Source organism: Microcystis sp. LE19-10.1B, assembly GCF_027530565.1.
In the GTDB taxonomy this organism is placed as follows: Bacteria; Cyanobacteriota; Cyanobacteriia; order Cyanobacteriales; family Microcystaceae; genus Microcystis; species Microcystis aeruginosa.
In genome coordinates, this window is record NZ_JAPZQM010000203.1 from 1 (window position 1) to 8,073 (window position 8,073).

Here is an 8,073-nt window from a genome sequence, read left to right on the forward strand (position 1 = left end):
ACCCTTATATAGAAAGGCATTTAGCGATTTTTGTCAATTGTTTTTTATCTAGAGCGAACTAATCAATTAAGTCTCTTGCCAGATAAGGATTTAGTCGATTTATGCCCCCCTATCGAACCATAACAAGTAACGAAGAGCCTACTTTATTTGGTATCATCAAGTAAGAGAAGCTTGATTTATGTTGGTACAGAAATGATGAATCAAAAAATTACTGCTATTTTCAATGGAGAAGCTTTTTATCCTACTGAAACCTTTAATCTTAAGCCGAATACTAAAGTAAAATTGACAATAGAAACTCAATTAATTGATGAAGAGCAATTGCAAATAATGGCAGATGATGTGGATATTTTAGGAGAAATAGCTACCATTAATCAGGAGTTTATGTTCTCTGAAATGGACGGTTTGTAGAAAATGACTATCGCAAGAGGTGAAATTTATTTCGTTAATCTTAACCCGATTCAAGGAAAAGAGCAAGCAGGAACTAGACCAGTTTTAGTATTATCTATTGATGTGATCAATCAGTTACCCTTAGTGGTGATGGTAGTGGTGGGGACGAAAGGAGAAAATATTCGCCAAGATTATCCGACTAATGTTCGCGTTTCGACTGATGAAAGTGGGCTTCCTTTAGAAATAGTCTTTCTTGGGTTTCAAATTCGTTCAATTGATAAAAATCGCTTCCCCTCGGCACCAGTTGGGAAACTATCCGAAGAAAAAATGCAAGAAATTGAAACGGCAGTCCGATATTGCCTAGGATTGTAAGGAGATTTTATATTTTTGGTACGGCGTTTATCCATAGCTCCTGCAAGGGTGGTATTTCATTGATGCCAATTCTAGCAGATAGCCTCGAGGCGCTCTGACCAAGGTAGTCCTGGCAGCGATAACCACAGCGCGCAACTTCCGCAAGAATGCTAATATAAAAAAGCTATTGGCTAATTTTTTCCTATTTTAACTCGCAATATGCTCCCGTCTAATCTCGATCGCATCGTCGAACGCCTCAAACGTCGTACCGATCCTAAGCAAAAATACGAACAATTACTAGCTTTTGCTAAAAAACTAGAACCAATACCAGAATCTGCCAAAATACCCGCTAATAAAGTTCATGGCTGTGTATCCCAAGTTTATATCACTGCCGACCTCGAAAATGGCCAGGTTTGGTACAAAGGGGATTCCGACGCGCAATTAGTCAAGGGTTTAGTTGCTTTGTTAATCGAGGGTTTAAATGGACTGACTCCCACAGAAATCCTGCAAGTCACCCCGGATTTTATCGAAGAAACCGGTTTAAAAGTCAGTCTTACCCCTTCCCGCGCCAACGGATTTTATAATATTTTCCAATTAATGCAGAAAAAAGCTCTCGGTTTTCAGTTGGGAATGTCCGCTTAGATGTCTAGTTTTCTGGTTCCGGTTCCTTTGATTCGGGAATCTCGCAGTTTTGGAAACGAGTATCCACCAGCGAACGCGTGCAGCCCCAATTACTCGGTATTCCCGACGGCCAACCCATCCGCAAAGCTTCCGGACAGATGGCCATCACCGTTAACTGACAGTCAATTAACTGAAAACCCTCTTTCTCACACTGTTTGAGACTGTGTTTGAGAATGGAATCATTGTTAAATTCGATGGTTTTATTGCACTGAATACAGACCAAATGATGATGGTGGTGGGGATAGGGTTGATTGAGTTCGTAGTGTTTATGACCCTCGGCCAATTCCAACTCCCGCAAAATTCCCATCCGCGACATCAGTTTAACACTGCGGTAAATTGTCGATAAACTAATTCCTTCCCCCCTTTTGTCCAGCAATTCCTGCAATTCTTCGGCGCTGAGATGATTGCCTTTCGGTAAATTCTGGAAAACGTGCAGAATTTTCTCTCGCTGGGGAGTTAAGCGCCACCCCCGCGCGTTGAGTTCCGCTTTCAGGGAGGAAGCAGTGTAGGCAGACATAAGCGATCAACTCTCAATAAAAGCTATTTAATTGACAATGATAGTCGTTTCGGCGAGCCATTGGCAACAATTTTCAGTAGTTGAAAATTCCCCCCGCATTCGAGTATGAAAAATTACTATGAAATCCTGCAAATTCCCCGTAATGCCAGTAATAATCAGATAAAAGCCGCTTTTCGTCGTCTGGCCCGGCAATATCACCCCGATTATAATCCCAATGATCCAGAGGCAGTGACAAAATTTCGGGAAATTGAACAAGCTTATCGGGTTTTGAGCGATAAAAGTCAAAGAAAAGAGTATGATCGCAGTTTATCCCCAGAAATACCCACTTTTAACCCCAGTGCCGAGGATTTTTATCAACAGGGATGGCACTACGCTCAAGAGAAAAATTATCAACTAGCGATCGCATTTTACCAGCAAGCGATCACAATTAATCCGCAATTTTGGCAGGCCTATCTGCAACGGGCGGAAGTTTACTACCATAATCAGCAGGATCGGCAAGTTTTAAGCGATTGTCGGCAAGTTTTGCAGTTAAAACCCGATTGTTCCCAAGCTTACTATTACCTCGGTTTATCGCGTCAACGACTCGGTTACACCCAATCCTCCCTAGAAGCTTATAGAAAAGCAATCGCCATTGACCCAGATAACCCCCAATTCTATTATCAAAGAGGATTGGCTCTAGAGGAACTCTCGGAACTGCCGGCAGCACGAAAGGATTTCCAAATAGCGGCCAAGAAATTCAAGCAACAGGGAAATTTTCGCCGCTATCATGCCATTGCAAATAAATTAAGAGACCCTCATAAAAGTTATCGACAACGGCAATCGATCAAGTGGTCAAAAACTCTTTTTATTGTTTTTAATTTGCTGAAAATCTCTTGCTCATCTTTGCTCAAACCCAAGACCGGTCTAGCAGAGGCTTTTTTAAAGCTTAACCGTAATCAGGCTTTGGCTACGGGTGTATTGGCAGCAATCATCAGCAGTTTTTTCATCGCTTTTACTTGGCAAAACTGGACAGTTAAATCTGATTTTTTGCTGTTATTAGGCTGGGCAGTATTTCCTTTTATTATTCTGACTTTATCTAGTTGGTTAGGCAGAAAATTAAGTAATAAATATGGTAGTCTCACCGGCGATATATTTTTAGGTGGCTTGATAATTTTGCCCTTTTCCCTCGTCATTTTGCTCACTTCCTATTTATCCATAAATGGCGATATTGTCGGCGCAATTATCGGTGTAACCGGCGGTTATCTAACCGGAATGCTCTACTATGGTTATCGCCATTTATCCAACATTCCTTGGCCGATCTCTTTACTTTTACTCCCTTTTGTGCTAGGGTTTCTTACTGTCAACATCTGGGGAGTTTATTATTATCTCTAAATCTTCCGGGGTATTACAGTTAAATAAAATCTCGGAATTATCGATGATTAATTCCTCCACCACGGAGACATTTAACCATTTTTGAAAAGAAGTTCCCCCTTGCTGAATATAAGTCTGCAAAGATTCTAAACAACGACGATGATAGAAACCACAGAGAGGCTCCCAACGAGAGCCGCGGCGGGGAACCAAAGCGATGGCATTTTCTGGTACAGTGGCTAATAATCTTGACCATTCTTGCATAATTGGAGGCGTTAGTAAAGGTAAATCGCAAGCGAGCAATAAAACCCAATCGGTTGATACAAAAGTTAATGCCAAGGCAAAGGCCAATAAAGGCCCCCTAGTGGGAAGCGGTTCCTTAATTATCCGGCAGTATTGGGGAATGATCAGTTCATAACGTTCTGGCCAAGGCGTAATCACAGACACTTGCACCGCACAATCTTGGGCAATTAAACAAGTATTCTCTAGAAAAGAGAGACCCTGAAAAGATAACAATGCTTTATCTCGTCCCATACGGGAACTTTGACCACCAGCCAGAATTAACGCCGTTAAAGCCGGAAAATCACCCATAATAACTTATATTCTCCTCTGCCTAAGTAGGGTTTGCGGCAAAAAGTTTGTTGGTGGAGTCAGGAGTCAGTTATCAGTTATCAGTTATCAGTTATCAGTTCACTGAGAAAACTCCCCACACCCCACACCCCACACCCCACACCCCACACCCTACACCCCACACCCCACACCCCACACCCTACACCCCACACCCCACACCCTACACCCCACTTCCCCATCTGCTTAACTGCGTTTCCAAGTATTCCAAGCGACTTTAAAACCGATCAAGAGGCGACGGCTGCCACGATCGAGCTTGCTAAGACCAGCTTTAGCACTACCGAGACTGCGATCGACTCCCTGAACAACTTGGCGGGTACTTTTGACCCCTTCATCGATATTGTCGGTTAATTCGCTGATTTCTGCCCCTGTCAGGCGAATTGCTTCTAGAGTCGGGGGAAATTCTCGATGGAGGGTATCGAACAATTTTTCGGCACTCCGGGCTGCCCGGGCTAACTCTTGCAGAGCAGGTAAAGCGGCGATGAAAACCGCCGTTAAACTAACGGCGACTAGCAGTAAAGAACATCCTAGCCAGAAAATAGGTTCGGTCATTTAGTAGTGATTCGAGTGTTGATTATCGCCCTGGGGGGATTCTTGCGAGTCAGGGGAGGGATTGTCCGTGGCTAGACTTTGACTAGCTTCGATTCCGGCTGTCACCGCCTCTTTTAATCTCATTAAAGTATCATCCCAATTACGCCGGGCCGATTCCGATAGGCGATCGGCCTGTAATTGCATCGTCGTGGTCAGATCTTCGGCTAATTCAGGCAAAGCCCGGGCGGATTTTTGCAGAATTCGACGGGTTTCTTTTCCAGATCTCGGCGCTACTAATAAACCCGCCACTGCCCCGATCGCACTGCCCACTAAAACCCCGACGACGAATAAGCCACCGTTACCGTTATTTTTATCTGCCATAGGATTGCCCCTGTACTTAATTCCCAATTTTACGAGGAATTACACTTCTCTTGTGCAGTTTCTTCGGCAAAAATTTTGACCTGTTGCTCTTGGTAAGCAGCAACAGACCTAGAAGGGATAAATTGAGAAAAAACTAGCGATCGGGGAAAACCTGATTTTACGGCTGACTTTGAGCCAATAAGGGAGTGAAAAAGAAGAACCTCTGGGAGTCTTGCCGTGTTTCGACCCCAAAGGTTCTTCTTATACTGAACTTATACTCCTCACACGATATTTATATTACACACAATCCGCTGCTTTTGTCAAGAGGTTTACGAAATTTTTTCCACAGACCTCTGGCCAAATTAATTTTCTATGGCCGGTAGGCGCTCTTGCTGGGGACAGTTAAGTAGGGTTTGCGGCAAAAAGTTTTTCCTGGGGGCAGGTGGGGTGTGGGGTTTTATCGATTTTCAGGACAAAAGTAAAGTTAACTGTGGGGTAAGAAGAACGTAGGTTGGGTTGAAGCATGAAACCCAACGCCCGATTATGTTACGCTACCGCTAACCCATCCTACAAATAATTGTACCTCCCTACTTATCAGACTAAATCCTGTTTAAAAGCTATGGCAGAGTGGGGAGAGGGAAGTAGGGGGTGGTATCAACTATTGCCTTCAAGCCATGTTTTTAAATCTCGTTCTGGTTTGGCCACATTGAATAAATGTAAACCAAAATCCTCTGAAATATCTTGACAAATTTTCACTCCTCTGATGCTGTTGCCTTTTTCATCTAAAAGGGGCGAAAAAGTGCCAATTCCCAACTGATGGGGGACTACTGCCGTAATTCCGCCCCCGACACCGCTTTTTGCTGGTAATCCTACTCGATAGGCCCATTCTCCCGAAGCGTCGTACATTCCACAGGTAAGCATAACACTGATCACATCTTGAACGTAGTGTTCATCGATCGCCCGTATTCCTGTGATTGGGTTGACACCCCCATTAGCCAAGGTAGCGGCCATCAGGGCTAAATCGTGAGCATGGACGAGGATGGCGCATTGTTGACAGTAAAGGTCGAGGGTTTCTTCAATTTTATCGCTAACCATGCCAAAATTTAGCATTAGATAGGCCATGGCCCGATTGCGATTGCCGGTGGATTTTTCCGAGAGAAAAACGGGGACATTAATCTCGTGATCCCTGCCGGTATAGCGTTTAAACATTTCTAAAATACGTTTTAGCCTTTCGGTGGCATTCTGTCCGGTGATTAAATCCGTGGTAGCGATCGCACCAGCATTAACCATAGGATTATAGGGACGATTGGTTTTTTCATCGAGAATAATCGAGTTAAAAGCTTCCCCCGTGGGTTCAACACCGACCTTACTATTAACGTATTCCCTTCCGTGATCTTCTAGAGCTAATCCAAAGACAAAAGCTTTAGAAATCGATTGTACTGTAAAGGTTTGCTGACAGTCTCCCACCTCAAAAATCTGACCGTCAGTGGTAATTACCGAAATACCAAACCATTGTGGAGCTGCTAGGGCTAATTCCGGAATATAATCGGCGATCTTACCCGTCTGTAAATCAGAGTATTTGTCGTGAAGATAGTTAAGATAGTTCCGAAAAGGATAGACTAACTCTTGCTCGGAATTGACGGGACTAATAAAATCTTTTGGGGAAGCCATAGAGGAGCATAACAGTTATCTTAATAATGAGTGACAAAGTTGTGGTTTTGGCTAGTCAGTGGCCGGCATTGAGGAGACGATGCCCAATGAAGTTATAATTAGATTAACTGCCGTAATTTTGCTTGTAAAGTCTTTTTGCCGAATTTAGTTACAGTTTGTTGACGCAACCATTGCGGGTGACAACGTTGATCCTGACCTGGCAAAATTTCTAAACAAGCTTGAGCCACCTTTTCGGCATCTCGATAGGGAACGCGCCACCCCACCAAACCATCCTGCAGCGGTTCTGCTGAACCGTCCTCATCTCCAGAAATCACGGGAATACCACAGGCCATGGCCTCTAGGTAAACAATCCCGAATCCTTCCCGGGAGGGCATAACGTAAGCATCGGCTAAACGATAATGGTCGGCTAATTCCTCCGTCGGGACAAAACCCGCGAAAATTACCTGTTTATCCACTCCTAACTGCTTGGTTAAAGCTTCTAACCTGGGGCGGTCGTCCCCACGTCCAATGACTAGATATTTTACTTCGGGATAAGTCTCTAGAATTGTCGGCAGGGCCCGAATGGTAACATCTACCCCTTTATAGATATCCCCCGACCACAACCGGGCCACTGTTAATAAAACTTTGGCATTTTCCGTATCATATTTTTTGATTAATGTCAAGGACTTTTCGCCTAAATTAAACTTTTCTTCATCCACCACACAGGGGAGAATCGCTACTTTTTTGGGATCGATAGCGTTAGCCTCACACATAAGATCGCGACTGTAACGGCTAATTGTCCAGATCGATTCGGCCGCTTGCAGGGCCTGTTTTTGGGAATTTGGTAAAGGTTCCCAGACTTCTTTGCCGTAGGTGAGGACGGTGTAGGGTATGCCTAAAGCTTGACAGTAAAGACGGGTGAGGGGGGCTAAATTTATATGACCACAAAAAACCCGTTGGGGACGTTTCCGGAGGAGAGAAACTAGAAACTTAAGGGCTAATTGAATGCGTCCGAGAGTTGCTGAGTTATTTTTCAGGTAATGAAAGGTAATACCTTGATTTTTGAAAGGATTAGGACAATCAGGGGCATCCCGCAGTAAAAAAACCTCGGCCGCCTCGCAATCGGGCAAAGTGAGATAAGCTTGCAGGACATCCTTGATATAGGATTGAATACCGCCTTCTTGGGAAAAAATCTCTAAAAATAGGAAGATATGAGGCATCATAGAACGTCAGCGTCAAAAAGTTTTAGGTTTGGCGAAAAAATTTTCCCCGATCTCTTATCTGTACTATCACACTTTCTTGATCTATTTCGATCGTCTCCCCAGTAATAGCTCCTAACCGCTAACAGTCCGAAAAAGAACAATCTGGGCGATCTTCTCGCTTGTAAGTAGGGAGGCACAATTATTTGTAGGATGGGTTAGCGGTAGCGTAACCCATGCGGGAGTTGGGTTTCATGCTTCAACCCAACCTACGTTCATCTTATAAGCTTTTACGCATTTAAGTTACATTGACAGCATTACCCTTATTTTTAAGTTTTCTACTCCATTTAATAATCAATCCCCCTTCATTTAAAAGCTGATTGACTACTTTTTCCAGTTCTTCTTTATTTTCAAATTCTCGAT

General features: G+C 43.7%; 12 protein-coding genes and 1 pseudogene. 5 read left to right on the top strand and 8 right to left on the bottom strand.

All coding sequences use genetic code 11. From position 1 onward, the window contains the following. Positions 1 to 192 precede the first annotated feature (192 nt). The 3 genes from O9332_RS07605 to O9332_RS07615 all read left to right on the top strand — a co-directional run bounded on the left by O9332_RS07605 (position 193) and on the right by O9332_RS07615 (position 1,380). A complete protein-coding gene (locus O9332_RS07605; protein ID WP_043999250.1) occupies positions 193 to 408 on the top strand; it encodes a hypothetical protein in 216 nt (71 codons plus the stop codon). A 3-nt stretch (positions 409 to 411) separates the two neighbouring features. Continuing rightward, on the top strand, positions 412 to 759 hold the full coding sequence (locus tag O9332_RS07610; RefSeq protein WP_002761227.1) for a type II toxin-antitoxin system PemK/MazF family toxin: 348 nt from the start codon (positions 412 to 414) through the stop codon (positions 757 to 759). Positions 760 to 957: 198 nt separating this feature from the next. Continuing rightward, complete coding sequence (locus tag O9332_RS07615) at positions 958 to 1,380, top strand: SufE family protein (protein WP_046663438.1); 423 nt, start codon at positions 958 to 960, stop codon at positions 1,378 to 1,380. A gap of 4 nt (positions 1,381 to 1,384) precedes the next feature. Here O9332_RS07615 and O9332_RS07620 read toward each other — a convergent pair whose 3' ends face one another. Beyond that, the gene (locus O9332_RS07620) at positions 1,385 to 1,936 is read right to left on the bottom strand and encodes a ferric uptake regulation protein (RefSeq protein WP_002737956.1); all 552 of its coding nucleotides are present in this window, start codon (positions 1,934 to 1,936) and stop codon (positions 1,385 to 1,387) included. Positions 1,937 to 2,041: 105 nt separating this feature from the next. On the opposite strand from O9332_RS07620, the gene O9332_RS07625 reads away from it, so the two are divergent. Next, the gene (locus O9332_RS07625) at positions 2,042 to 3,307 is read left to right on the top strand and encodes a DnaJ domain-containing protein (RefSeq protein WP_002761231.1); all 1,266 of its coding nucleotides are present in this window, start codon (positions 2,042 to 2,044) and stop codon (positions 3,305 to 3,307) included. Here O9332_RS07625 and O9332_RS07630 read toward each other — a convergent pair. Beyond that, positions 3,260 to 3,874 carry a molybdenum cofactor guanylyltransferase gene (locus tag O9332_RS07630; RefSeq protein WP_288024686.1) on the bottom strand — a complete coding sequence of 205 codons (615 nt, stop codon included), beginning with the start codon at positions 3,872 to 3,874 and terminating at the stop codon, positions 3,260 to 3,262. The genes O9332_RS07625 and O9332_RS07630 overlap by 48 nt on opposite strands. A 50-nt stretch (positions 3,875 to 3,924) precedes the next feature. Here O9332_RS07630 and O9332_RS07635 point away from each other — a divergent pair, with 50 nt between their 5' ends. Beyond that, on the top strand, positions 3,925 to 4,131 hold the full coding sequence (locus O9332_RS07635) for a hypothetical protein (RefSeq protein ID WP_288024688.1): 207 nt from the start codon (positions 3,925 to 3,927) through the stop codon (positions 4,129 to 4,131). On the opposite strand, the gene O9332_RS07640 is transcribed toward O9332_RS07635, so the two are convergent. From O9332_RS07640 to O9332_RS07665, 6 genes and pseudogenes are all read right to left on the bottom strand, one after another. Then, complete coding sequence (locus O9332_RS07640) at positions 4,097 to 4,462, bottom strand: hypothetical protein (protein WP_002735843.1); 366 nt, start codon at positions 4,460 to 4,462, stop codon at positions 4,097 to 4,099. The two genes, O9332_RS07635 and O9332_RS07640, sit on opposite strands and share 35 nt — an antisense overlap. Then, positions 4,463 to 4,822, bottom strand: coding sequence for a YtxH domain-containing protein (locus tag O9332_RS07645; protein ID WP_002761233.1), 360 nt, complete (start codon positions 4,820 to 4,822; stop codon positions 4,463 to 4,465). A 381-nt stretch (positions 4,823 to 5,203) separates the two neighbouring features. Beyond that, the gene (locus O9332_RS07650; protein ID WP_288024691.1) at positions 5,204 to 5,326 is read right to left on the bottom strand and encodes a hypothetical protein; all 123 of its coding nucleotides are present in this window, start codon (positions 5,324 to 5,326) and stop codon (positions 5,204 to 5,206) included. A 129-nt stretch (positions 5,327 to 5,455) separates the two neighbouring features. After that, entirely contained in the window at positions 5,456 to 6,472 is a 1,017-nt protein-coding gene (gene glsA / locus O9332_RS07655) for a glutaminase A (protein WP_288024694.1), read from the bottom strand. 98 nt (positions 6,473 to 6,570) lie between these two features. Next, positions 6,571 to 7,674: a glycosyltransferase family 4 protein gene (locus O9332_RS07660; protein ID WP_288024696.1), complete on the bottom strand. Its 1,104-nt coding sequence runs from the start codon at positions 7,672 to 7,674 to the stop codon at positions 6,571 to 6,573. A 274-nt stretch (positions 7,675 to 7,948) separates the two neighbouring features. Next, positions 7,949 to 8,073 (bottom strand): annotated as a pseudogene (locus O9332_RS07665) (IS630 family transposase); the annotation flags it as partial.

Bases quoted from the DNA above. Each gene is read 5' to 3' on its own strand.
- O9332_RS07625 (WP_002761231.1), top strand. From the start codon at position 2,042: ATGAAAAATTACTATGAAATCCTGCAAATTCCCCGTAATGCCAGTAAT.
- O9332_RS07660 (WP_288024696.1), bottom strand. From the start codon at position 7,674: ATGATGCCTCATATCTTCCTATTTTTAGAGATTTTTTCCCAAGAAGGC.
- O9332_RS07610 (WP_002761227.1), top strand. From the start codon at position 412: ATGACTATCGCAAGAGGTGAAATTTATTTCGTTAATCTTAACCCGATT.
- O9332_RS07605 (WP_043999250.1), top strand. From the start codon at position 193: ATGATGAATCAAAAAATTACTGCTATTTTCAATGGAGAAGCTTTTTAT.
- glsA (WP_288024694.1), bottom strand. From the start codon at position 6,472: ATGGCTTCCCCAAAAGATTTTATTAGTCCCGTCAATTCCGAGCAAGAG.
- O9332_RS07615 (WP_046663438.1), top strand. From the start codon at position 958: ATGCTCCCGTCTAATCTCGATCGCATCGTCGAACGCCTCAAACGTCGT.
- O9332_RS07645 (WP_002761233.1), bottom strand. From the start codon at position 4,822: ATGGCAGATAAAAATAACGGTAACGGTGGCTTATTCGTCGTCGGGGTT.
- O9332_RS07650 (WP_288024691.1), bottom strand. From the start codon at position 5,326: ATGCTTCAACCCAACCTACGTTCTTCTTACCCCACAGTTAACTTTACT.
- O9332_RS07640 (WP_002735843.1), bottom strand. From the start codon at position 4,462: ATGACCGAACCTATTTTCTGGCTAGGATGTTCTTTACTGCTAGTCGCC.
- O9332_RS07620 (WP_002737956.1), bottom strand. From the start codon at position 1,936: ATGTCTGCCTACACTGCTTCCTCCCTGAAAGCGGAACTCAACGCGCGG.
- O9332_RS07630 (WP_288024686.1), bottom strand. From the start codon at position 3,874: ATGGGTGATTTTCCGGCTTTAACGGCGTTAATTCTGGCTGGTGGTCAA.